This window comes from Streptomyces sp. NPDC017943 (genome assembly GCF_044328425.1).
GTDB lineage: Bacteria > Actinomycetota > Actinomycetes > Streptomycetales > Streptomycetaceae > Streptomyces > Streptomyces djakartensis_A.
The window spans coordinates 72,894-96,741 of the sequence record NZ_JBIRHH010000012.1 but is presented as its reverse complement, the minus strand read 5'-3'; the positions used below and the strand labels follow the sequence as shown (position 1 = coordinate 96,741).

General features: G+C 71.0%; 17 protein-coding genes and 1 tRNA gene. 6 read left to right on the top strand and 12 right to left on the bottom strand.

Features of this window, described 5'->3' with window-relative positions:
* A complete protein-coding gene (locus ACH4C6_RS31030; protein WP_398111972.1) occupies positions 1-1,803 on the bottom strand; it encodes a bifunctional metallophosphatase/5'-nucleotidase in 1,803 nt (600 codons plus the stop codon).
* 160 nt (positions 1,804-1,963) lie between these two features.
* Between ACH4C6_RS31030 and ACH4C6_RS31025 the strand changes: the two genes are divergently transcribed.
* Together ACH4C6_RS31025 and pyk are read left to right on the top strand one after the other, a co-directional pair.
* Complete coding sequence (locus tag ACH4C6_RS31025; RefSeq protein WP_398111971.1) at positions 1,964-2,677, top strand: SIMPL domain-containing protein; 714 nt, start codon at positions 1,964-1,966, stop codon at positions 2,675-2,677.
* A gap of 167 nt (positions 2,678-2,844) precedes the next feature.
* On the top strand, positions 2,845-4,281 hold the full coding sequence (gene pyk, locus ACH4C6_RS31020) for a pyruvate kinase (RefSeq protein ID WP_398111970.1): 1,437 nt from the start codon (positions 2,845-2,847) through the stop codon (positions 4,279-4,281).
* 7 nt (positions 4,282-4,288) lie between these two features.
* Here the strand turns inward: pyk and ACH4C6_RS31015 are convergent, their stop codons facing one another.
* Positions 4,289-5,032: a helix-turn-helix domain-containing protein gene (locus ACH4C6_RS31015; RefSeq protein WP_398111969.1), complete on the bottom strand. Its 744-nt coding sequence runs from the start codon at positions 5,030-5,032 to the stop codon at positions 4,289-4,291.
* Between the two features lie 107 nt (positions 5,033-5,139).
* A tRNA-Leu gene (locus tag ACH4C6_RS31010) sits at positions 5,140-5,214 on the bottom strand.
* Positions 5,215-5,316: 102 nt separating this feature from the next.
* Between ACH4C6_RS31010 and ACH4C6_RS31005 the strand changes: the two genes are divergently transcribed.
* The gene (locus tag ACH4C6_RS31005) at positions 5,317-5,973 is read left to right on the top strand and encodes an ANTAR domain-containing response regulator (protein WP_369196289.1); all 657 of its coding nucleotides are present in this window, start codon (positions 5,317-5,319) and stop codon (positions 5,971-5,973) included.
* An 83-nt stretch (positions 5,974-6,056) separates the two neighbouring features.
* Here the strand turns inward: ACH4C6_RS31005 and ACH4C6_RS31000 are convergent, their stop codons facing one another.
* The 8 genes from ACH4C6_RS31000 to ACH4C6_RS30965 form a co-directional block, all read right to left on the bottom strand.
* A complete protein-coding gene (locus tag ACH4C6_RS31000) occupies positions 6,057-6,773 on the bottom strand; it encodes an ABC transporter ATP-binding protein (protein ID WP_398111968.1) in 717 nt (238 codons plus the stop codon).
* Complete coding sequence (locus ACH4C6_RS30995) at positions 6,770-7,633, bottom strand: ABC transporter ATP-binding protein (protein ID WP_190897995.1); 864 nt, start codon at positions 7,631-7,633, stop codon at positions 6,770-6,772. Before ACH4C6_RS30995 ends, ACH4C6_RS31000 begins: the two co-directional genes overlap by 4 nt.
* A 5-nt stretch (positions 7,634-7,638) precedes the next feature.
* Complete coding sequence (locus ACH4C6_RS30990; protein ID WP_398111967.1) at positions 7,639-9,450, bottom strand: branched-chain amino acid ABC transporter permease; 1,812 nt, start codon at positions 9,448-9,450, stop codon at positions 7,639-7,641.
* 4 nt (positions 9,451-9,454) lie between these two features.
* A complete protein-coding gene (locus tag ACH4C6_RS30985; RefSeq protein WP_398111966.1) occupies positions 9,455-10,384 on the bottom strand; it encodes a branched-chain amino acid ABC transporter permease in 930 nt (309 codons plus the stop codon).
* Between the two features lie 137 nt (positions 10,385-10,521).
* Positions 10,522-11,751 carry a branched-chain amino acid ABC transporter substrate-binding protein gene (locus ACH4C6_RS30980; protein WP_398111965.1) on the bottom strand — a complete coding sequence of 410 codons (1,230 nt, stop codon included), beginning with the start codon at positions 11,749-11,751 and terminating at the stop codon, positions 10,522-10,524.
* A 764-nt stretch (positions 11,752-12,515) separates the two neighbouring features.
* Positions 12,516-13,388 carry a trypsin-like serine protease gene (locus tag ACH4C6_RS30975; protein WP_398111964.1) on the bottom strand — a complete coding sequence of 291 codons (873 nt, stop codon included), beginning with the start codon at positions 13,386-13,388 and terminating at the stop codon, positions 12,516-12,518.
* Between the two features lie 114 nt (positions 13,389-13,502).
* Complete coding sequence (locus ACH4C6_RS30970) at positions 13,503-13,991, bottom strand: PaaI family thioesterase (protein WP_398111963.1); 489 nt, start codon at positions 13,989-13,991, stop codon at positions 13,503-13,505.
* A gap of 53 nt (positions 13,992-14,044) precedes the next feature.
* The gene (locus ACH4C6_RS30965) at positions 14,045-16,324 is read right to left on the bottom strand and encodes an FdhF/YdeP family oxidoreductase (RefSeq protein ID WP_398111962.1); all 2,280 of its coding nucleotides are present in this window, start codon (positions 16,322-16,324) and stop codon (positions 14,045-14,047) included.
* A 197-nt stretch (positions 16,325-16,521) separates the two neighbouring features.
* On the opposite strand from ACH4C6_RS30965, the gene polA reads away from it, so the two are divergent.
* Both polA and ACH4C6_RS30955 read left to right on the top strand, forming a co-directional pair.
* Positions 16,522-19,248, top strand: a complete 2,727-nt coding sequence (gene polA / locus ACH4C6_RS30960; RefSeq protein ID WP_398111961.1) for a DNA polymerase I — start codon at positions 16,522-16,524, stop codon at positions 19,246-19,248.
* A 989-nt stretch (positions 19,249-20,237) separates the two neighbouring features.
* Positions 20,238-20,864, top strand: a complete 627-nt coding sequence (locus tag ACH4C6_RS30955; protein WP_398111960.1) for a hypothetical protein — start codon at positions 20,238-20,240, stop codon at positions 20,862-20,864.
* On the opposite strand, the gene ACH4C6_RS30950 is transcribed toward ACH4C6_RS30955, so the two are convergent.
* Positions 20,761-21,639, bottom strand: coding sequence for a DUF4184 family protein (locus ACH4C6_RS30950; RefSeq protein ID WP_398111959.1), 879 nt, complete (start codon positions 21,637-21,639; stop codon positions 20,761-20,763). The genes ACH4C6_RS30955 and ACH4C6_RS30950 overlap by 104 nt on opposite strands.
* A 360-nt stretch (positions 21,640-21,999) precedes the next feature.
* On the opposite strand from ACH4C6_RS30950, the gene ACH4C6_RS30945 reads away from it, so the two are divergent.
* Positions 22,000-23,781, top strand: coding sequence for a lytic transglycosylase domain-containing protein (locus ACH4C6_RS30945; RefSeq protein WP_398111958.1), 1,782 nt, complete (start codon positions 22,000-22,002; stop codon positions 23,779-23,781).
* The last annotated feature ends 67 nt before the right edge of the window (positions 23,782-23,848 follow it).

The following is a 23,848-nucleotide window of genomic DNA, read 5'->3' as shown; positions in this document are numbered from 1 at the left end:
TCAGAAGACCGGCGCGCCCTCACGCGTCAGCTTCCAGTCCACCGCCGCGAACACGGCCGGGTCGATCGACCCCTTCGCCTTCACCCAGGCGATCATGGTGTTGCGGATCTCCTCCGAGTTCGACCACAGCACCGGGGCCGCGGCGACATGCGGGAAGTTCCCGCCGCCGTTGGCCCGGTAGTTGTTCACCGCGAACACGAACCTCGCGTCGTCCGCGAGCGGCTGCCCCTCGAACCGCACGTTCGTCACCCGCGACCCGGCCGGCTTCGCGATGTCGATCTCGTACGACAGCCCGCTCACCACGTCGTAGTTGTAGTCCGGGATGCCGCCCGCGTTGGTCAGCTTCGCCGGATCCACCGGCGCCCCGGCCGGCGTCTGCACGTAGTAGTTCGCCGAGAACTCCAGGTACGCCTTCATCTGCGCACCCGTCATCAGCCGCGCCTCCAGCGTGTTCTCGAAGACGTACAGCCCCGCCACGTCCCGGATCGTCACCTCGCCCGCCGGGATCCGCGCGCTGCGCGAGAAGCACGCCGCCTGCGACAGCACCGGCAGCGCCGCGTGCTCGGTGCCCGCCAGGGCCTGCTTCACCGTGTCGGCCTGGATGTGGTTGATCAGGTCGATGATCGGCACGTCCTTGTACGGCGCCTCGGCCGACGTCATCTCCGCCGCGTTCGTGCCGATGACCTGGTTGACGTACGCGACCACCTTCGCGTGCTCGTCCGAGAGCAGCTTGGTGATCTTCGTGTCCTCCTCCACCGTGTTGGAGTTGAGGACCTTCGCGCCCACCTTCTCGACCTTCCAGCAGCCCTTCTCGAAGACCAGCTCGAAGTCGAACAGCGTCAGCCGCTGACCCCACTTGAGCGGCTCCGACAGCACGACCTTCTTGCCGGTCTTCTTGTTCGTGACGAAGTACTCGGGGATCTCCGTGTGCGCGTGCCCGACCAGGATCGCGTCGATGCCCGGCACCTGCTCGGCCACCAGACCGGCCGCGTTCTCCACGTACGGCAGCTGGTCACCGTAGGACGACGTGCCCGACGAACCGCTGTGCGCCGAGACGATCACCACGTCCGCGCCCATCGAGCGCAGCTTCGGCACCCACTTCGCCGCCTGCTCCTCCAGGCCCGGGAACGTCATCTTCCCCTGCACGTTCGCCTTGTCCCAGATCGCGATACCCGGGTTCGTCAGCCCCAGCACCGCCACCTTCACGTCCCGCCCGTGCGGCGTGCGCAGCCGGTGCATGCTGTACGGCGCGAACGCCGGCCGCAGCGTCTTCGCGTCCAGCGCGTTCGCACCCAGCAGCGGGAAGTCGCACTGCTGCTCGAACTTGCGCAGCACCGGGATGCCGTAGTTGAACTCGTGGTTGCCCAGCGCCGCCGCGTCGTAGTCCATCGCGTTCATCGCCTGCGCCATCGGGTGCACCGGCCCGCCCGCGGCGGTGATCGGGTCCACCTTGGCGTAGTAGTACGACAACTGCGTGCCCTGGATGGTGTCGCCCGCGTCGATGAGCAGCGTGTTGCGGCGGCCCTTCTCCGCACGGACCCGGTTCACCAGGGTCGAGACCTTCGCCAGGCCCACGTCGTTGTGGTCCTTGTCGTCGAACTCCTTGTCCGTGAAGTAGTCCCAGTTGAAGACGTTGCCGTGCAGGTCCGTCGTGCCCATCACGGTGAACGCGTACCGCTTCGCAGGCCGCCCGCCCCGCGCCTCGGCCGCCTGGGCCCCCGGCGCCGCGACCGCACCGGCCAGCGCCACCCCCGCTCCGGTCACAGCGGACTTCCCCAGGAACTTCCGGCGGTTCAACGGCATGTCTGGCTCTCCTTGCGGAATCTGTGAACGCGCGTAGATAACGCGCGTAGATTCTGACCCGGTCATGACCGAACCGGCCAGACCCGGCAGGTTGCGATCTGGTGACTGGAATCCCCAACTCCGCCCCGGACGCCCGCCACACCGTGACAGAGTGGGACGTATGACCACCCCCACGGACACCCCCCAGCCCGCCCTCCCCTACGGCACCCCCGACGCCCCCCGCATAGCCGTCCGCGGCGAGGCACGCCTCGAAGTCGACCCCGAGATCGCCCGCATCGGCATCACCGTCACCGCCCGCGGCCGCGACCGCCGCTCCGCCCTCGACGACCTCACCCGCCGCAACTCCACCGTCCTCGACCTCGTCAAGTCCTACCCGGACGCCGTCGAACGCCTGGAGACCGGCGCCTTCTCCATCACCCCCGAACTCACCAAACACGGCCGCGGCGAACGCGTCCGCACCTACCACGGCAGCGTCCACGTCACCGCCGAACTCACCGACTTCACCGCCCTCGGCGAACTCACCACCCGCCTCGCCGACCTCGACCTCACCCACGTCGACGGCCCCTGGTGGGCCCTGCGCCCCGACTCACCCGCCCACCGCGACGCCCGCAAGAAAGCCGTGCACGAAGCCGTCCAGCGCGCCCGCGAGTACGCCGACGCCCTCGGCACCACCCTCGCCGCCCTCGTGGAGATCGCCGACATCGGCGCCGAGAACACCCCGCCGGCCCACCCCCAGGCCCCCGGACGCATGCGCTCCGCCGCCTTCGCCGGCACCGCCGAGGACACGCCCGCCCCCCTCGACCTCGAACCCCAGCGCCAGCACGTCCACGCCCAGGTGAACGCGCGCTTCACCATGGTCCCGCCGCGCCTGTGACATCCCGGCGGGGCCCTTTTCCGAAAACGCGACCGAATTCCCGCCGGACGCTCATCGGAGCGCCCCGCCGCACAATTCAACGGTTGTCAATAACGCTTCACGCAACGTCTGTTGAGTGGTCACGCCCGGCCAATTCACTACCAGTCGGTAACTCATAGGCTCGTACCATGCGCCGAGTGAAAATCGTCTGCACCCTGGGACCCGCCACCGACACCTACGACCGGATCAAAGACCTGGTCGGAGCCGGAATGGACGTAGCCCGCTTCAACCTCAGCCACGGCGAACACGCCGAACACGAGGAGCGCTACCACCGGGTCCGCAAAGCCGCCGACGAAACCGGCCGCAGCGTCGGCGCCCTCGCCGACCTCCAAGGCCCGAAGATCCGCCTCGGCCGCTTCACCGAAGGCCCCGTACTCCTCGAACGCGGCGACACCTTCACCATCACCGTCGAGGACGGCGCCGAGGGCGACCGCGACGGCTGCGGCACCACCTACGCCGGCCTCGCCGCCGACGTCACCACCGGCGAACGCATCCTCGTCGACGACGGCAAGGTCTGCCTCCAGGTCACCGGCGTCGACGGCCCCCGCATCCACACCACCGTCCGCGAAGGCGGCGTCGTCTCCGACCACAAGGGACTGAACCTCCCCGGCGCCGCCGTCTCCGTCCCCGCCCTGTCCAAGAAGGACGAGGACGACCTCCGCTGGGCCCTGCGCACCGGCTTCGACGTCATCGCCCTCTCCTTCGTGCGCAGCGGCCGCGACATCCAGGACGTCCACCGCATCATGGACGAGGAGGGCCGCCGCCTCCCCGTCATCGCCAAGATCGAGAAACCCCAGGCCGTGGAGAACCTGGAGGACATCGTCGCCGCCTTCGACGGCATCATGGTCGCCCGCGGGGACCTCGGCGTCGAGATGCCCCTCGAACAGGTCCCCCTCGTCCAGAAGCGCGCCATCGCCCTCGCCCGGCGCAACGCCAAACCGGTCATCGTCGCCACCCAGATGCTCGACTCGATGATCGACAACGCCCGGCCCACCCGCGCCGAGGCCTCCGACGTCGCCAACGCCGTCATCGACGGCACCGACGCGGTCATGCTCTCCGGGGAGACCAGCGTCGGCAAACACCCCGTCGGCACCGTGCGCACGATGGCCCGCATCGTCGAAGCCGCCGAGGAGGACATCCTGGCCCGGGGCCTGCCGCCGCTGACCGAACGCACCAAGCCCCGCACCCAGGGCGGCGCCGTCGCCCGCGCGGCCGCCGAGATGGGCGACTTCCTCGGCGCCCGCTTCCTCGTCGCCTTCACCCAGTCGGGCGACACCGCCCGCCGCCTCTCCCGCTACCGCTCGCCCATCCCGCTGCTGGCCTTCACCCCCGACCAGGCAACCCGCTCCCAGCTCAGTCTCAGCTGGGGCGTCGAGACGTTCCTCGGGCCGAGCGTGGAGTCCACGGACGCGATGGTCGACCAGGTCGACGAACTGCTGCTCGCGTACGGCCGCTGCCGCCCGGGCGACATGGTCGTCATCACGGCCGGCTCCCCACCCGGCGTCTCCGGCTCGACGAACCTGGTCCGCGTCCACCACATCGCCGAGGACGACGCCCCGCGCTAGCCGGCGGTCAGTACTTGGGCCCGACGTGGGCGTCCATGAGGGCGACGGAGGCTTTGCGGGCGACGGAGACGTTGTGCGCGTTCGCCTTCGTCCACTCGACTCCCACCTGGTCGAGCGCCGCGGTGAAGAGGCGGATGATGTCGTCCGAGCGGTTGGTGAAGAAGTACCGCGGATACTCGTAGCGCTTGCGTCGCCCGCCGACGATCCGGGTCGTCCAGTTGGTGACACGGCAGCCGTCGGAGTGGATCAGCCCTCGGACGAAGTCCCACGGGTGGTGGTCGACGATGGCCTGCTGCCATGGTTCGAGGGCGATCCGCCGCTCGTGCTTCCTGCCGGGACCGTGCTGGGGGAAGAGGGCCGGCCAGCTCCGGGAATAGCTGGTGACCGCGACGCAGCCCTGCTTCTGCACCACGTATACGCCGGTGCCGGGGCGTACGCGTTCGATGGCCTCGCGGCACTGTGCGATGAGCCCGGGCCAGGCGTCCGCACAGGCGATCCTGAGGTAATGGCCCCCGCGCGGATGAGTGCTGAGGCAGCCGTCCCCGAGATACAGGCCCAGCAGATAGGCATAGGCGGATTCATCGGCAGGCGGACCGGGGTCCGGCGGCGTCGTCCGTGAACGCGGTTCGAGGCGCTGGCGCCACGCGCGAATCGCGGCCCGGGAAATGCCTGTCTCGCGGCTCACCGAGTTGAGGCTGCGGCCTTGGCTCAGCAATGCGAGTGTTCGCTTGCGCGTGCTGATGTCGTACATGAGGGCCACTGTGAAAGTGACGGCACGGCGACACACAGCAAAAAGCGGATGTTCACGAGAACGTGGACATCCGCTTCGGAGTGGTGACCTTGGAATGGAAGGAAAAGTGCCCCGGGTCGGACTCGAACCGACACTGTATGGGTTTTGAATCCATTGCCTGCTGCCAATTGGGCTACCGGGGCCCGGTGAATCCAAGGTTGACGTCGACCCACTGCCCGACCACCATACCGCAGCTAGGTACGCTCTTGGGAGCAGTACCGGCCTGCCCCTACCAAGGAGCCCACGTGAGTGCCCCCGAGTCGCCCCAGCCTGTCGACGTGCCTGATGACGACAAGTCGCACGTGCCTCCGATGACGACGCGGGTCGTCATCGCCGAGGACGAGGCCCTGATCCGGCTCGATCTCAAAGAGATGCTGGAGGAGGAGGGGTACACCGTCGTCGGTGAGGCCGGTGACGGTGAGCAGGCCGTGGAGCTGGCCCGTGAGCACCGCCCCGACCTGGTGATCCTCGACGTGAAGATGCCGAAGCTCGACGGCATCTCGGCGGCCGAGAAGATCGCGGAGGAGAGCATCGCGCCGGTGCTGATGCTGACCGCGTTCTCCCAGCGGGACCTCGTCGAGCGCGCGCGGGACGCCGGGGCCATGGCGTACCTGGTGAAGCCGTTCAGCAAGAGCGACGTCGTCCCGGCGATCGAGATGGCCGTCTCGCGGTTCACGGAGCTGAAGGAGCTGGAGAAGGAGGTCGCCGACCTCACGCTCCGGCTGGAGACCCGCAAGCTGGTGGACCGGGCGAAGTCGGTGCTGCAGACGGAGTACGGGCTGACGGAGCCGGCCGCGTTCCGGTGGATCCAGAAGACGTCGATGGACCGCCGCATGTCGATGCAGCAGGTCGCGGAGGCGGTCATCCAGGACGCCGAGGAGAAGAAGGCCGGCAAGGGCTGATCCCCGGCCGAGCGGTACGGCGAAGGCCCGCTTCCCCTCCCTGACCGGAGGGGAAGCGGGCCTTCGTGTCGCGCGGTGGGACCTCAGTCCTCGCCGAGGTACGCCTTGCGCACCGATTCGTCGTGCAGCAGGTCCTGCCCCGTTCCGGACAGGACGATGTTGCCGACCTCCATGACGTGGCCCTGGTCGGCCAGGGACAGCGCGGCCTGGGCGTTCTGCTCGACCAGGAGGATGGTCGTGCCCTGGGACTTGAGCTCCGAGATCGTCGCCATGATCTTCTGCATCATGATCGGGGAGAGGCCCATGGAGGGCTCGTCGAGCATGAGCAGCTTGGGCTGGGACATCAGGGCGCGGCCCATGGCGAGCATCTGCTGCTCACCGCCCGAGAGGGTGCCGGCGGCCTGCTTGCGGCGTTCCCCGAGGATGGGGAAGAGGTCGTAGGCGCGCTGGATGTCCTTCTCGATGCCTTCCTTGTCCTTGCGGAGGAACGCTCCGAGCTGGAGGTTCTCCGCGATGGTGAGGCGGGGGAAGATGTGCCGGCCTTCGGGGGAGTGGGCCAGGCCGAGGGAGACGATCTTGTGGGCGGGGACCCCGTGGAGGGGTTTGCCGTCGAAGAGGATCTTTCCCGCGGTGGGCTTGAGCAGTCCCGAGAGGGTGCGCAGGGTGGTCGTCTTGCCGGCGCCGTTGGTGCCGATCAGGGTGACGACCTGGCCGGCGTCGACGCTGAAGGAGATGCCCTTGACGGCTTCGATCTTGCCGTAGGAGACCCGGAGGTCCTCGACTTCGAGGAGTGCGGTCACTTGGCTTCTCCCTTGGTGCTGCTGGTGGTGCTGGTCGCGTCGGCGGCGGCTTCGGCGGCCTCGACCTCGGCGGCTTCGGCCTCGCCGGGGTCGCCCTCGAAGGGCTCGCCCAGGTAGGCGGCGACGACGCGCTCGTCGGCCTGGACGACCTCGGCGGTGCCCTCGACGAGCTTCTCGCCCTGGACGAGGACGGCGACGCGGTCGGAGAGGTTGAAGACGAAGCGCATGTCGTGCTCGATGAGGAGGACGGCGATGCCCTTGTCGCGGATGGCGAAGACGAGTTCCTCGGTGGCCCGGGTCTCCTGGGGGTTCATGCCGGCGGTGGGCTCGTCGAGGAGCAGCAGGCCGGGCTCGGAGGCCATGGCGCGGGCGATCTCGAGCTTGCGCTGCTCGCCGTAGGGGAGGTTGCGGGCGAGGTGGTCGCGCTTGTGGGCGAGGCCGATGAACTCGAGGAGTTCCATGGCGCGTTCCTCGCTGGCGCGTTCGGCCTTCTTGAAGCCGGGGCCGCGCAGGAGGGCCGACCAGAGGCCTTCCTTGGTCCGCGTGTGGCGGCCGACGAGGACGTTCTCGAGGACCGTCATGTTGGCGAACAGGCGGATGTTCTGGAAGGTCCGGGCGATGCCGGCCTGGGTGACCAGGTGGGGCTTGGGCGGGAGGACGGTGCCCTTGTAGGAGACGGTGCCCTCGGTGGGGACGTACAGGCCGGTGAGGCAGTTGAAGAAGGTGGTCTTGCCGGCGCCGTTGGGGCCGATGAGGCCGACGATCTCGCCGGCGTTGACCGTGAAGTCGACGGAGCGGACGGCGGTGAGGCCGCCGAAGCGCATCGTGACGTCGCGGGCTTCGAGTACTGGTGTCGTCATGATGGTTACGCCCCCGCCTTGGTGACGGCCGGTTCGTCGGTCAGCGTGGTCTGTTTCGGTACGTCGAGTTGGCCGGTCTCGTGGAATTCGAGCTGGCGCCGGCGGTTGGCGATGATGCCTTCGGGGCGGAAGCGCATCAGGAGGATGAGCGCGATGCCGAAGGCGAGGAGCGACTTCTCCTGGAGGAAGACGAGCTTCTCGGGGAGCAGGTAGAGCAGGGCGGCGCCGAGGAGCGGGCCGGCGACGGTGCCCATGCCGCCGAGGACGACCGCGGCCAGGAGGAACGCGGAGTTGGGCGGGGTGGAGCCGGCGAACTGGTACGGCGTGGGGACCACGCTGTAGGTGACGTGGGCGCTGACGGTGCCGGCGAGGCCGGCGAGGGCGGCGCCGAGGGCGAAGGCGATGAGCTTGACGCGGAAGCCGTTGATGCCCATGGCGGTGGCGGCGGTCTCGTCCTCGCGGATGGCGATCCAGGAGCGGCCGATGCGGGAGTCCGCGGCGCGGGTGTAGACGAGGACGACGATGGCCATGATGAGGACCATCAGCAGGTAGTAGTTGGCGAACCGGCCGAGGGTGAACCCGCCGATCTCGTGGGCCTCTCCGAAGTTGAACCCGAGGAGGTTCAGGTCGGGGATGGAGGGGATGCCGTTGGGGCCGTTGGTGACGTCGGGTCCGGACTGGCCGTCCATGTTGTTGACGGCGATGCGGAAGATCTCTCCGAAGCCGAGGGTGACGATGGCGAGGTAGTCGCCGCGCAGCCGCAGGGTCGGGGCGCCGATGAGGACGCCGAAGACGAGGGAGGCGGCGGCGCCGGCCAGGGCGGAGGCCCAGAAGGGCAGGTGGACGCCGGAGATGGTGGAGAACTCGGAGCCGGAGACGAGGGCGGCGGTGTAGGCGCCGACGCCGAGGAAGGCGACGTATCCGAGGTCGAGGAGTCCGGCGAGGCCGACGACGATGTTGAGGCCGAGGGCCACGGTCCCGAAGATCAGGATGTTGACGCCGATGTTGGCGTAGTGGTCGTCGGTCTGGGTGAAGGGGAAGGCGATGGCCGCGGCGAAGCCCATGGCGAGGGCGAAGCTGCGGTTGGCGGCGATGAGCGCGGAGAAGCGGTCGAGGAGGCCGGCGGTGTGCAGGGCCCAGACGGCGAAGACGACGACGAAGAGGTAGCCGATGAAGAGTTCGCCGTACTCGGTGTCGATGCCGTAGGTGAAGACGCCGAGGCCGATGATCGTCGCGACGGTGATGACGGCCCGCTGGATCCAGGGCGCGGTGGCCTGGGCGGCGGGGATGCGCTCGGGCTTGGCGACGTAGTCCTTGAGGGCTGCCTTGGTGCCGGTGCCGGTGCGCTCCTGGGGGAGGGCGAGGGCGCCGAGGACGGGCAGCAGGGAGGCCACGGCCGCGATCCAGCCGCCGGGTTCGAGGTTGACGACGCCGCCGAGCGTGGAGCTGATGGCGATGACGGTGAACCAGGTGACGGTGAAGCCGCCGAGGGCGGTGAGCACGAGGGGTGCGTTGTTGCGGGCGGGCAGCAGCCAGCCGAGTCCGCGGATGCCGTAGGAGGCGAGGGCGAACAGGGCGGTGAGCAGGCCGGCGGTGAAGGTGAGCCACTGCAGGCCGCCGGGGTAGCCGTTGATCGTGAGGTCGCCGGGGAACTCGGCGGTCCAGGTCCAGGCGAGGAACGCGGAGGCCGCGGTGGCGATGCCGCCGCCGAGGAGGAGGCCGCGGGCGGCTGCGAGGGGCAGCGGGACGAGGCCGCTGGGTGCGGGCGTCGGGGTGGGGACGGCGTCCGGCACTTCGGTCTTGGTCGTCTCGGTCATGTGATCACGCCCTGTCCGCGACGCGCTCGCCGAGCAGGCCCTGTGGCCTGAAGAGGAGCACGAGGATGAGGAGGCAGAAGGCCCACACGTTGGCCCAGCTCTGGCCGCCGAGCTGCTGCATGCCGGGGATCTCGTCGATGTAGGCGGAGGCGAGGGTCTCGGCGATGCCGAGGACGATGCCGCCGAGCATGGCGCCGTAGATGTTGCCGATGCCGCCGAGGACGGCCGCGGTGAAGGCCTTGAGGCCCATCAGGAAGCCCATGCGGTAGTCGACGTTGCCGTACTTGAGTCCGTAGGCGACGGCGGCGACGGCGGCGAAGAAGCCGCCGATGGCGAAGGCGATGACGATGATGCGGTTGGTGTCGATGCCCATGAGCTGCGCGGTGTCGGGGTCCTGCGCGGTGGCCTGCATGGCGCGGCCGGTGCGGCTGCGGCGCACGAAGAAGGCGAGGGCGGCCATGCAGAGGACGGCGGCCAGGATGAGGAAGATGTCGGCGTCCTTGATGGTGACGGAGCCGATCTCGTGGGTGGCGTCGAGGCCGGGGAAGGCGCGGGCGCGGTCGGCGCCGGGGTAGAAGTTGCGCACGACCTCCTGGAGGGCCAGGGAGAGGCCGATGGCCGTGATGAGGGGTGCCAGGCGTGGTGCTCCGCGCAGTGGTCGGTAGGCGAACCGTTCCGCCCCGACGGCTATGAGGATGGCCACGAGGGCGCCGCCGAGGAGCATGAGCGGTACGGCGAGGGCCATCGAGGTGCCGTCGGGCAGGATGTAGAAGTAGACCGTGAGGGCGCCGAAGGCCCCGGTCATGAAGATCTCGCCGTGCGCGAAGTTGATGAGCTGGACGATGCCGTACACCATCGTGTAGCCGATGGCGATCAGCCCGTACATCGAGCCGAGAAGCAGCCCGTTGGCCAGCTGCTGCGGCAGGGTGTTCACCGCATGGCCTCCATGTCGCTGGTGGTCGTGTGCACTGGGTGCGTGCGTGGTCGCGTGCTGTGTGGGGGTGTGAAAAACGGGCCGCGCGGTCGGGGTCCTCCTTCCGCGCGGCCCGTGGGGCTTGCTGGGGGGCCGGACTACTGCAGGTCGGCGGTGCCGGTCTCGACGGCCTTCCAGGCGCCCTTCTCGACCTGGTACACCGTCAGCTGCTTGTTGGTGGTGTCGCCGTACTGGTCGAAGGCGATCTTGCCGGTGAGGCCTTCGAAGTCGGCCTTCTGGACACCGTCGACGACCTTGGAGCGCAGGTCGTTGATGTCGGTGGGCACCTTGCCGCCGTTGGCGTCGGCCGCGGCCTTCACGGCCTTGATGATGGCGGTGGTGGCGTCGTAGGCGTAGGCGCCGTAGGCGCCGTAGTCACCCTTGTAGCCCTTGTCCTTGTAGGTCTGGATGAACTGCTTGGCCGCGGGGAGGGTGTCGGCGGGGACACCGATGGCGGTGGCGAGGTCGCCCTCGGAGGACTTGCCGGCGGCCTCGATGTAGGTGGAGGCGAACATGCCGTCGCCGCCGAACAGCGGGATCTTGACGCCGGCGTCCTTGAGCTGCTTGGTGATCAGCGCGGACTCGTCGTACTGGCCGCCGTAGTAGAGCAGGTCGGCGCCGGAGTTCTTGATCTTCGTGACGAGGGAGCCGAAGTCCTTGTCGCCGGTGTTGACGTGATCGGTGCCGACGAGCTTGCCGCCGAGCTTCTTGTACTGCTCGCCGAAGATCTTGGCGAGGCCGGCGCCGTAGGTCTGCTTGTCGTCGACGACGAAGGCCTTCTTCTTCTTGAGGCCGTTGTACGCGTAGCCGGCGGCGAAGCTGCCCTGCAGTTCGTCGGTGGTGGCGGTGCGGAAGTACGTCTTGTAGGGACGCTTCTTGTCCGTCTGCCAGTTCTTGCCCTGGGTCAGCTCGGGGTTGGTGTTCGCCGGGGAGATCTGGACCATGTTGGCCGAGGCGAAGACCTGCTGCATCGTCTGGGCGACGCCGGAGTTCAGCGGGCCGACGGCGCCGACGGCGGTCTTGTCGCCGACGATGTTGGTCGCGTTGGACTGGCCGGTGGCCGGCTGCGCCTTGTCGTCGAGGGCCTTGAGCTTGAACTTCACGCCCGGGACCCAGTTGTTCTTGTTGGCGTCGTCGACGGCGATCTGGGCGCCGTACTGGATGCCGAGTCCGGTGGTGGAGTTCTCTCCGGACAGGGGCGCGTCCACGCCGATGGTCAGAGTGGTGCTGCTCCCGTTGTCTCCGCCCTTGTCACCGCTGTCGTCTCGGGAACCGCAGGCGGTGAGAGTCAGAGCTCCGGTCGTGAGAACGGAGGTAAGAATCACCAAGGAACGCTGTCGCACAATCAGTCCTTTCACAGGCAGGCCCGCCCTGGTCGGGGGGTGAGTGCCGCGCTGGTACCGAACTCCCGATGGAGCGGTGACTGGCCGTGACTCTAAGCCCGGGGTCAGGGCAGGGTCAGCGGCGTGGGCTCGCTTGTGACTTTCTTGTTATGACGCGATGGATGACCGGTCTCGACCGCGGATACTCTCGGCGGGTTTGGTGGATTTTCGCCGAAGTCCGCATTCTGAGAACGCGCACTTCCGGTTGGCCGTGGCTGAGATCGTGCTCTTGCCGGGTGTGCGGGCCGTGGACAAGATCGGAAAGGTTCCCGGGGTGAGCCCGGCCGAAGGTGGGAGTTCGGCCTTGTATTGCGTGCGCGTTACGCAGCGTCACGCCGGGAATTGCGTGTCCTATACACGGGAAACTCCCCGTATTCGGATTCGCCGATTTCCCCCCGACGGGCCGGGCGGGCGGCCCCCCGGGTCCGGGGCGTGGCCGTGTCTCACGGAGTGGACCGTCCTGCCCGCGTCGCGGCCGCTTTGCCGAGCAACATGTGGGTTTTCGGCGCTGGTTGACCCTGGCTGCGCCCGAACGGGCCGTTTCGTCAAGGGTGTTGATCGAGCGTCGATCGAGTGACCATCGGGGCCGGTGTGTCTCGCGTGTCGGTCCCCGGTGCCCCGCCGGCTCGCGTCGTGCAGGGCGAGCGGCGGGGCGGACGGCCGTCCGGTGGAGGCGGAACTGCCTTGTTGCGGACGGCTGTTGAGGTCGCCTACGGCAGCTTCACGAACGGGGACAGGAAGGCCCGGGCGCCGGGAGTGTCCAGGCGGTACGTCACGTTGGTGGCGTAGCAGGGGCTGTCCCCGGTGATGGTGGTGGAGGCCAGGATGCGCTTGCCGCCGATCATGGCGAAGTTGGGGCCGCCCGAATCGCCGTAGCAGGCGCCTCCGTTGCCCTGCGGCGCCGTCATCTGCAGCCGCACCCAGGAGTCGTTGAGGGCGTTGAAGGAGACCGGGGCCTTCATGCGGACGCCGCCGCCGGGGTGGGTCTGGCCGCCGGGGCCGTTGACGGCCTCCTGGGTGCCGTAGCCGGCGACGGTCCAGCCGGCGGCGTCCAGCCCCCGCGAGCCGAGCCGGCCGAGCTGGTTCGCGCCGGGCAGGGTGGCCGGGGTGAAGCTCCAGCGGGCCTTGACCGCGGCGGCGTCGAGCTGGATCACCGCGATGTCGTGGGTGTCGGAGGCGGGCCCCGGGTAGTCCGGGTGCGTGTGCGCGGTGCCCGGGACGGCGACGGCGGCGGCCTGCGCGGCGGGGTCCCCGGGGTGGGAGCGCGCCGCCGCGTCGAGCCCGGCCTGCACGTCCTGGTCCAGGGAGACGTGGAAGCGGACGTTGTCGGGCCAGTCCGAGGTGCAGTGCGCGGCGGTGAGGAAGGTGTCCGCGTCGATCATGGTGCCGGAGCAGACCCAGTCCACACGGTCGGGGGTGGCGGGGTCGCCGTCGTCGTCCCAGGTGGCCACGAGCGCGCCGACCTCGGTGCGCTCCGGGGCGGGCGTGGCGTTGTAGGAGTTGACGGCGGAGGACGGCAGCGCGGTGGCGAGGACGGTGGCGCAGGCCGCCGCGGTGACGGAGAGGGCGCGTACGGAGCTCAAGAGAAACCCTTCTGCGGTGGATCGGGTCGTCTCCTGTGGGGGGAGCGTCAGTGAAGCGCGCCGGGGCGGCCGCGACAAGGCCGCGGCCGCCCCGCCAGGGTTTTCCCTACGTCGTCAGCCGGCGTCGCGGACGATCTCCGCGTCGGCGGGCCGCACGTCGCGCAGCAGGCAGGTCAGCCGGGCGGTGCACACCCGCTTGCCGTCCCCGTCGCTGATCACGATCTCGTAGGTGGCGGTGGAGCGGCCCCGGTGCACGGGCGTGGCCACGCCGGTGACCAGGCCGGAGCGGACCCCGCGGTGGTGGGTGCAGTTCAGGTCCACGCCGACCGCGATCTTGGAGCTGCCGCCGTGCAGCATCGAACCGACCGAGCCGAGCGTCTCGGCGAGCACCGCGGAGGCCCCGCCGTGCAGCAGCCCGTACGGCTGGGTGTTCCCCTCCACCGGCATGGTGCCCACGACCCGCTCCGCCGAGGCTTCGATGATCTGCACGCCCATGCGGGTCCCGAGGTGGCCCGCGGAGAACAGGGCCGGGAGGTCCACACCGAGCGCTGCGTACTCGTCGACGACCTCTTGCGGGAACTTCACTTGCTGCTGCTCACCCATGGGGCCCGGCTCCGTTCGTCCTCGTCACTCGACCACTGTGCCTGAGCGAACGCTCAGTCGGTCGCCGATTGTTCCAGACGCACCACCACGGACTTGCTGGCCGGGGTGTTGCTGACGTCCGCAGTGGCGTCCAGCGGGACGAGCACGTTGGTCTCCGGGTAGTAGGCCGCGGCGCAGCCCCGGGCCGTCGGATAGTGCACGACGCGGAAGCCGGGCGCCCGGCGCTCCACTCCGTCGCGCCACTCGCTCACCAGGTCCACGTACGCGCCGTCGGCCAGCCGCAGCGCCCTTGCGTCCTCAGGGTTGACCAGCACCACCCGGCGGCCGCCCCGGATGCCCCGGTAGCGGTCGTCGAGGCCGTAGATCGTGGTGTTGTACTGATCGTGCGAGCGCAGGGTCTGCAGCAGCAGCCGGCCCTCGGGCAGCTCGGGGTACTCCACGGGCGCGGCCGTGAAGTTGGCCTTGCCGGTGGCCGTGGGGAAGCGGCGCTCGTCGCGCGGGGCGTGGGGGAGCGCGAAACCGCCGGGGCGGGCCACGCGTGCGTTGAAGTCCGCGAAGCCGGGGACCACGCGGGCGATGCGGTCCCGGATCGTCGCGTAGTCCTTCTCGAACTCCTCCCACGGGGTGGCGCTGTTCTCGCCCAGCACGCGGCGGGCCAGGCGGCAGACGATGGCCGGCTCGGACAGCAGGTGCCGGCTCGCCGGTTCCAGCCGGCCCCGGGAGGCGTGCACCATGCCCATCGAGTCCTCGACCGTCACGAACTGCTCACCGCCGCCCTGGACGTCGCGCTCCGTACGGCCCAGCGTCGGCAGGATCAGGGCCCGCGCGCCCGTGACGGCGTGCGAGCGGTTCAGCTTCGTCGACACGTGCACGGTCAGCCGGGCCCGCCTCATGGCCGCCTCGGTGACCTCGGTGTCGGGCGAGGCGGAGACGAAGTTGCCGCCCATGGCGAAGAACACCTTCGCCTCGCCGTCGCGCAGCGCGCGGATGGCCCGGACGACGTCGTAGCCGTGCCGGCGCGGCGGAGCGAAGCCGAACTCCCGCTCCAGGGCGTCCAGGAACGCCGGGGCGGGGCGCTCGAAGATGCCCATCGTGCGGTCGCCCTGCACGTTCGAGTGGCCGCGCACCGGGCACACGCCCGCGCCCGGCCTGCCGATGTTGCCGCGCAGCAGGAGGAAGTTGACGATCTCGCGGATCGTGGGGACCGAGTGCTTGTGCTGCGTGAGGCCCATCGCCCAGCACACGATGGTCCGCTCCGAGGCCAGCACCATCGCCAGGGCCTGCTCGATGTCCTGCCGGGTCAGGCCGGTCGCCGCGAGCGTCTCGTCCCAGTCGGCGGCGCGGGCGGCCTCGGCGAACTCCGCGAAGCCGTGCGTGTGCTCGCGCACGAACAGCTCGTCGACCGCGCCCTCCGTCGCCAGAATCAGCTTGTTGAGCAGGCGGAACAGCGCCTGGTCGCCGCCGATGCGGATCTGCAGGAACAGGTCGGTGAGCGCGGCGCCCCTGAGCATGCCCTGCGCGGTCTGCGGGTTCTTGAAGCGCTCCAGACCCGCCTCGGGCAGCGGGTTGACGCTGATGACCCGCGCGCCGCCCGCCTTGGCCTTCTCCAGGGCCGACAGCATGCGCGGGTGGTTCGTGCCCGGGTTCTGCCCGGCCACGATGATCAGATCGGCCTGGTACAGGTCCTCCAGCAGGACGCTGCCCTTGCCGATGCCGATGGTCTCCGACAGGGCCGAGCCGGACGACTCGTGGCACATGTTCGAGCAGTCGGGCAGGTTGTTCGTGCCGAGCTCGCGGGCGAACAGCTGGTAGAGGAACGCGGCCTCGTTGCTGGTGCGGCCCGACGTGTAGAACACGGCCTCGTCCGGGGAGCCGAGGGCGGCGATCTCCTCCGCGACGATGGCGAAGGCGCGCTCCCAGGTGACCGGCTCGTAGTGCGTGCCGCCCTCGGGCAGGTACACGGGGTGGGTGAGCCGGCCCTGCTGGCCCAGCCAGTAGCCGCTGCGGCCGGCCAGGTCGGCGACCGGGTGCGCGGCGAAGAACTCGGGCGTGACCCGGCGCAGGGTGGCCTCCTCGGCCACGGCCTTCGCGCCGTTCTCGCAGAACTCCGCCTTGTGCCGGTGCTCCGGCTCCGGCCAGGCGCAGCCCGGGCAGTCGAAGCCGTCCTTCTGGTTCACGCTCAGCAGGGTCAGCGCGGTGCGCCTGACGCCCATCTGCCGCTGCGCCATGCGCAGGGTGTGCCCGATCGCGGGGAGCCCGGCCGCCGCGTGCTGCGGCCCGGCGACCTGCGGCGCGTCCTGAACCGGATCACTCTTGGGCGGCTTGGAGGCCATCGCCCGCTCCCCTTCCACTGCGCTGTGAGGTACGTCTCCGATCCTCGCACGCGGGGGTGACAGGGCACGGGGCCGGGCGGGATCGCGGACGGCCCGGGCCACCGGCCCCCCGGGGTGCCTGACCGGTCGGCGGCCGTTCGCGTGCGCCGGGAGCGGGGCGGGGCGGAGTGTCAGTGGGGCGTGGCAGGATCGGGGGCGTGGCAGAGACAGCATCGAAGACGACCGACCAGACCTCCGGCGGCAGCCGGCCGCGACTGATGCTCATGGACGGGCACTCGCTGGCCTACCGCGCGTTCTTCGCGCTGCCCGCGGAGAACTTCACCACCGCGACGGGCCAGCCGACGAACGCGATCTACGGCTTCGCGTCGATGCTGGCCAACACCCTGCGCGACGAGGCGCCCACGCACTTCGCCGTCGCCTTCGACGTCTCCCGCAAGACCTGGCGCTCCCAGGAGTTCACGGAGTACAAGGCGAACCGCTCCAAGACCCCGGACGAGTTCCGCGGCCAGGTCGACCTCATCTGCGAGCTGCTCGACGCCATGGGCGCCGCGCGCTTCGCCGTGGACGGTTTCGAGGCCGACGACGTCATCGCCACGCTCGCCACCCAGGCCGAGGCCGAGGGCTTCGAGGTCCTGATCGTCACCGGCGACCGGGACTCCTTCCAGCTCGTCAGCGAGCACACGACCGTCCTGTACCCGACCAAGGGCGTCTCCGAGCTGACCCGCTTCACCCCGGAGAAGGTGTTCGAGAAGTACGGGCTGACGCCCGCGCAGTACCCCGACTTCGCGGCCCTGCGCGGCGACCCCTCGGACAACCTCCCCGGCATCCCCGGGGTCGGTGAGAAGACCGCCGCGAAGTGGATCAACCAGTTCGGCTCCTTCGCCGAGCTCGTCGAGCGCGTCGACGAGGTCAAGGGCAAGGCCGGGCAGAACCTGCGCGACCACCTGGAGTCGGTCAAGCTCAACCGCCGCCTCACCGAGCTGGAGCGCCGGGTCGAGCTCCCCAAGGGCGTCACCGAGCTGGAGCGCGCCCCGTACGACCGCAAGGCCGTCGCGATGGTGCTGGACACCCTGGAGATCAGGAACCCCTCGCTGCGCGAGCGGCTCTTCGCCGTCGATCCGGGCGGCGAGCAGGCCGAGGCCACCCCGATCAGCACGGAGGGCGTGCAGCTGGACGGCACGGTGATCGCCACCGGGGAGCTGACCGCCTGGCTCACCGAGCACGCCGCCGAGCCCCTCGGCGTCGCCACGGTCGACACGTGGGCGCTGGGCACCGGCTCGGTCGCCGAGGTCGCGCTGGCCGCCCCGGGCGGTGCCGCCGCCTGGTTCGACCCCTCCCAGCTGGACGAGGCCGATGAGAGGGCCTTCGCCGCCTGGCTCGCCGACGCCGGCCGGCCCAAGGTCTTCCACAACGCCAAGGGCGCCATGCGCGTCTTCGCCGAGCACGGCTGGAGCGTCGAGGGCGTGCGCATGGACACGGCCCTCGCCGCGTACCTGGTCAAGCCCGGCCGCCGCTCCTTCGACCTGGACGCGCTCTCCCTGGAGTACCTGCACCGCGAGCTGACCCCGGCCGCCTCGGCCGACGGGCAGCTCGCCTTCGGCGCCGACGAGGCCGCCGAGGCCGAGGCCCTGATGATCCAGGCCCGTACCGTCCTCGACCTCGGGGAGGCCTTCGAGGGCCGCCTGGAGGAGGTCGGCGCCGCCGACCTGCTGCGCGACATGGAGCTGCCCACGTCGGCCCTGCTCGCCCGCATGGAGCGGCACGGCATCGCGGCCGACCGGTCCCACCTGGAGGCCATGGAGCAGATGTTCGCCGGCGCGGTCCAGCAGGCGGTCAAGGAGGCCCACGCGGCAGCCGGGCACGAGTTCAACCTGGGCTCGCCCAAGCAGCTCCAGGAGGTCCTCTTCGGCGAGCTGGCCCTGCCCAAGACCAAGCGGACCAAGACCGGCTACACCACGGACGCCGACGCCCTGGCCTGGCTCGCCGGCCAGACGGACAACGAGCTTCCGGTGATCATGCTGCGCCACCGCGAGCAGGCCAAGCTCCGTGTCACCGTCGAGGGCCTGATCAAGACGATCGCCGCGGACGGCCGCATCCACACGACGTTCAACCAGACCGTCGCCGCCACGGGCCGTCTCTCCTCGACGGACCCGAACCTGCAGAACATCCCGGTCCGCACGGACGAGGGCCGGGCGATCCGCCGCGGTTTCGTCGTCGGCGAGGGCTTCGAGTCGCTGATGACGGCCGACTACAGCCAGATCGAGCTGCGGGTGATGGCCCACCTCTCCGAGGACGAGGGCCTGATCGAGGCGTTCACCTCCGGCGAGGACCTGCACACCACGGCGGCCTCCCAGGTCTTCGCGGTCGAGCCGACCGCGGTGGACGCCGAGATGCGCCGCAAGATCAAGGCCATGTCGTACGGTCTGGCCTACGGTCTGTCCGCCTTCGGCCTGTCCCAGCAGCTGAACATCGAGGCGGCGGAGGCCCGCGCCCTGATGGACGCCTACTTCGAGCGGTTCGGCGGCGTCCGGGACTACCTGCGCCGGGCGGTCGACGAGGCCCGGGCCACGGGCTACACGGCGACCCTGTTCGGACGCCGCCGCTACCTGCCCGACCTCAACAGCGACAACCGCCAGCGCCGGGAGGCCGCCGAGCGGATGGCCCTCAACGCGCCCATCCAGGGCACGGCGGCGGACATCGTCAAGATCGCCATGCTCAAGGTCGACGACGCCCTGCGGGAAGCGGGCCTGTCCTCCCGCATGCTCCTCCAGGTCCACGACGAAGTCGTCCTGGAGATCGCCCCGGGCGAGCGGGCGGCCGCGGAGGAACTGGTGCGCTGCGAGATGTCCAACGCCGTGGAGCTGCGCGTCCCGCTGGGCGTCTCGGTCGGAGCGGGCACCGACTGGGAGTCGGCGGCCCACTAGCGGCGCGGGGAGGACGACGTCACGGAGCTGCGCCGGGCCGGGCGGGACGACCTCCCGCCCGGCCGGGCCCACCGGACGGCTCCCTCACTGCCCCGAAACCCGAGTGGCCGCCGGACGTCCCCCTTCCGAGGTGCCCAAAGCCGCTCGCTGCCCTGGCGCACCCCGCCCGTCCAGTCACCCGGCGGGACCCCGGCAAGGCACCCAAAGCCGCTCGCTCCCCTGGCGCACGCCTCCGGTCCAGTCATCCGCGTGGACCCGTCACCCGGCGAGGCTCCCAAAGCCGCTCGCTGCCCTCGCGCACCCCACCCGCCCAGTCACCCGGCGGGACCCGGTGAGGCGCCCGGAGCTGCTCGCTCCCCTGGCGCACGCCTCCCGTCCAGTCATCCGCGTGGGCCCGGCACCTGGCGAGGCTCCGAAAGCCGTTCGCTGCCCTCGCGCACCCCGCCCGTCCAGTCACCCGGCGGGACCTCGGTGAGGCGCCCGGAGCTGCTCGCTCCCCTGGCGCACGCCTCCCGTCCAGTCATCCGCGTGGGCCCGGCACCCGGCGAGGCTCCCAAAGCCGCTCGTTGCCCTCGCGCACCCCGCCCGTCCAGTCACCCGGCGGGACCCGGTGAGGCGCCCGGAGCCGCTCGTTGCCCTCGCGCACCCCACCCGCCCAGTCACCCGGCGGGACCCGGTGAGGCGCCCGGAGCTGCTCGCTGCCCTGGCGCATCCCACCCGCCCAGTCATCCGCGTGGGCTCGGCACCCGGCGAGGCTCCCACAGCCGCTCGTTGCCCTCGCGCACCCCACCCGCCCAGTCACCCGGCGGGACCCCGGCAAGGCGCCCAAAGCCGCTCGCTCCCCTGGCGCACCCCTGCCCCGTCACCCGCGTGGCTCCCGGCAAGGCGTCCCCAACCCCTCGTCGCCCTCCGCGGTCCCGCCCCGCCACGTCACTCGCGTGGACCCCGACAAGACGCCCCCGGCTCCGAGCGTGGTCAGGATGCGGGGCATGGGTATACGCACGCTCCTCAGCCGCACGGCAGCCGGCACGGCGCACGCGTCGGTTCCGGCGTTCGAGGCCGCCGCGAGTACGGTCCGTGTTCCCTTCACCCTCACCGCAGCCCTGAGCGAGGCGACGGCGGGCCTGCGGCGGCGCCTCGCCCCGGGCGGGCCATCCGCCGACCCGGCCCGTGCCGGCGCCCCCGCCACCACCCCGGGCATCACCGGTCCCCGCGACCTGGCCGCCCTGCTAGGTCTCGACGACCCGGCCGACCTGCCCGCAGCCCTCGGTCTCACCGACCAGGGGGACCTGACCGCGGCGCTCGGTCTGACCGGCCCCGCGTGCGACCGGCCGGCCACCGTCGCGCCACACGGCGTGACCGGCCCGGGCGGCGCTTCTGCCGCAGCGCGACACTCGGCCCGGGGCGGGCTCGCCCGGCCCTGGACCCGGCGGGCCCGGGACTACCTCACGTACGTGCTCACGCTGTTTCCGCGGCCCCGCCCGGCGCACACCACCACCATCACCGTGTACATCACGACACCCGGCGGCCCGCCGGGGGAGCTGCCGGACGGCTCGGCTCCGTACCGGCGTCGCGGGCAGGATCCGCAAGGACCGGAGCCGGACGCCACAGCCTGACCCCCGCGGCGTACAGCGGCAGTGCCACCGCGAGTCCCGCGCCCGCGCCGAAGCACACCGTCGGGATGAGCTCCCACGGCTTGGCCATGGCCCCCCAGTACGCCCACCAGCGCGACGCGCGCTGCACCGCCCCCGCCAGCGCGACACCGCCGATCACGGCGGCGGCCGCCCACCGGTCCGGCCCCGACAGCACCGGCACCCCGACCGGCTCCCCACCCGGCACCCGCCGCAGCGCCCGTACGACGAACACGGCGAGCACGGCGGCGGCCAGGGCCGAACCGCCGTACTGCAGGTACCAGTACAGCGGTGAGCCCGCCACCTCCCGGCCGAGCACCGGGAACAGCCGCATGCCCCACCGGTCGAGATGCGTGAACGCGTCCCACACGACGTGCGTCAGCGCCCCGAGCACGGCGGACACGTACCACCGCGCCACCAGCGACGGCCGCACCCGGGCGCGCGGGACCCCGCACCGCAGCAGGGCGGCCACCCGCCCCTGCCGCCCGCGCGGCAGCAGCGCCACCAGCGGCTCCCTCACGAACAGCCACAACCCCACCAGCGCCCAGGCGATGAGCACGTCGACCGTGAACACCCCCGGCAGGCCGTGCGTGACGTCACCGAACTCCATCGCTCCGGACAGCACACTCGCCGCGTAGTAGGTCATGTCGGGCGCGAAGGACCCCGCCACTAGAGCGGCCGGCACCAGCCGGCCCCGGCCCGTCCCGTCGCTGCGGACGGCGGGCAGTACGGCGGCCGCATGGCTCAGCGTGAACGGCAACTCGGCTCCTTGCGCAGGTGGTCGGGCAGCCCGGTGACGGGCCCGGCAGCCGGCGGTCCGGTGTGCGGGACGCCGCCGTGCCGGACCGTCACGATTCCACATGGCCGATCGGTGAAGACCGGTCACGAACGGGTGCCCGGGGAAACGAAGTTGTCGTAGGGTCGCCAGAGTCGCCGCGCCGGCGCGCTGCACACCGCACGGGGACGGCGCACGCAGGGCACGCGAGGGACCGCAGAACGCGCAAGAGAACAGAGAGGTGACCGTCCGAGGGCAACCACTCGGGCGGCCCGATCGTCACAACAGGGCGAACACTGCAGGCGGAGATCGGACGTCACGGCGTCCACGGGAGGGGTTCACTCTATGGCGGCGCATTTCGGCAGGAGGCTGCGCAAGGGAGCGGCAACCACCGCCGTGGCCGCGGCAGCGGTCGCGGCTCTGTCCGCTTCCCAGGCTCCGGGCGTCAACGACCACGGCAGACAGACCGCCGCGGACGCCATTCCCTCACCGGAGGCCACCGCCTCCGACGACAGCGCCACCGGCAACTCCCCGTACTACACGGACCTGCCACCGCTCAAGAGCCCCAACCCGTCGCCCACCACGGGAACCGGGCCGATCGCGCAGGGCGGCACCGAATCCGGGATCCCCGCGACCGTCCTCGACGCCTACAAGAAGGCCGAGGCGGCCCTGCGCGAGAAGAAGCCGGGCTGCAACCTGCCCTGGCAACTGCTCGCCGCCATCGGCCGGGTGGAGTCCGGCCAGGCCCGCGGCGGCCGCGTGGACGCCGAAGGCACCACGCTCGGGCGGATCCTCGGCCCCCAGCTCGACGGCAACGGCTTCGCCCTCATCAAGGACACCGACAACGGCGCCTACGACGGCAACAGCTCCTACGACCAGGCCGTCGGCCCCATGCAGTTCATCCCGTCCACCTGGGCCTGGGCGGGCCGCGACGGCAACGGCGACGGCAAGAAGGACCCCAACAACGTCTACGACGCCGCGCTCGCCGCGGGCCACTACCTGTGCCGCAACGACTGGGACCTGTCCGACCAGGGCGACCTCGACCGGGCGATCCTCAGCTACAACAACTCGCGCGAGTACCTCAACCTCGTGATGAGGTGGCTGGACTACTACCGCAAGGGCGCCCACGAGGTCCCCGACGGCACGGGCACGCTGCCCGGCAACCGCAGCGACGGCGGCGCCGGGGCGGGCACCGGCCGTACGAGCCCGAGCACGCCCACCGTCCCGAGCGCTCCCGGCACCCCGGGTGCCACCAAGCCACCGGCCACGTCCAAGCCCGATCCCGGACCGGGCCCGAGCAAGCCGGGCAAGCCGGGCGGCGGTACGACCACGCCGAAGCCGCCCACCACACCGCCCGGCACCGGCGACCCGAGCACCCCGCCCACGACGCCCCCCACGCCCACCGACACGGTGCACCACCTCGAGAACGCCGGCACGGCGAAGCTCACCGCCATGGCCGGCGACGCGTTCGCGCAGCGGATCAGCACCCGCGCCGAGACCGAGGCCGGCAAGGCCGTCGGCAAGGTCCGGGTCCGGTTCACGATCCTCGGCGACACGGACACGACCTTCACCGGCGGTGAGAGCGTCGCCACGGTCTCCACGAACAGCTCCGGAGTCGCGGTCGCCCCCGTCCTGAAGGCAGGGGAGAAGACCGGCACCGTCACCGTCCGGGCCACCGTCGTGGGCCGCACGGTCGCGGGCCTCGACTACAAGGCCACCGTCACCGAGCGCGCCGCCGACAAGCTCACCCGGACCGGCGACGCGGCCCTGACCTGCGCCCCCGGCGGGGAGTTCGCGAACCCGGTGCAGGTGAAGGCGACCTACGGCGGCGCCGTCGCCGACGGCGTCGCGGCCACGGCCACGCTCGTCAAGTCGGCGCAGGACGCCGCCGCCAACGACAAGGGCCCCTACTTCAAGGGCGCCGACGGCAAGCCCGTGCGCACCCTGGCGGGCCTGAAGACCGACGCGAAGGGCCTGCTGACGCTGCCGAAGCTCTACGCGGACGACACCAGCGGCACGTTCCTGCTGCGCGTCACCACCGCGGGCGGCGCGACCCTCACCGTCGAGCTGACCGTGGCGGCCGCCGGGACGAGCGCACCGAGCCCCTCGGCCGAACCGGCCGCCTGACGCACCGGCACGACGCCCCTCCCCGACCGGGAGGGGCGTCGTCGTGCGCCTTCCGCTGGGCCGGTGG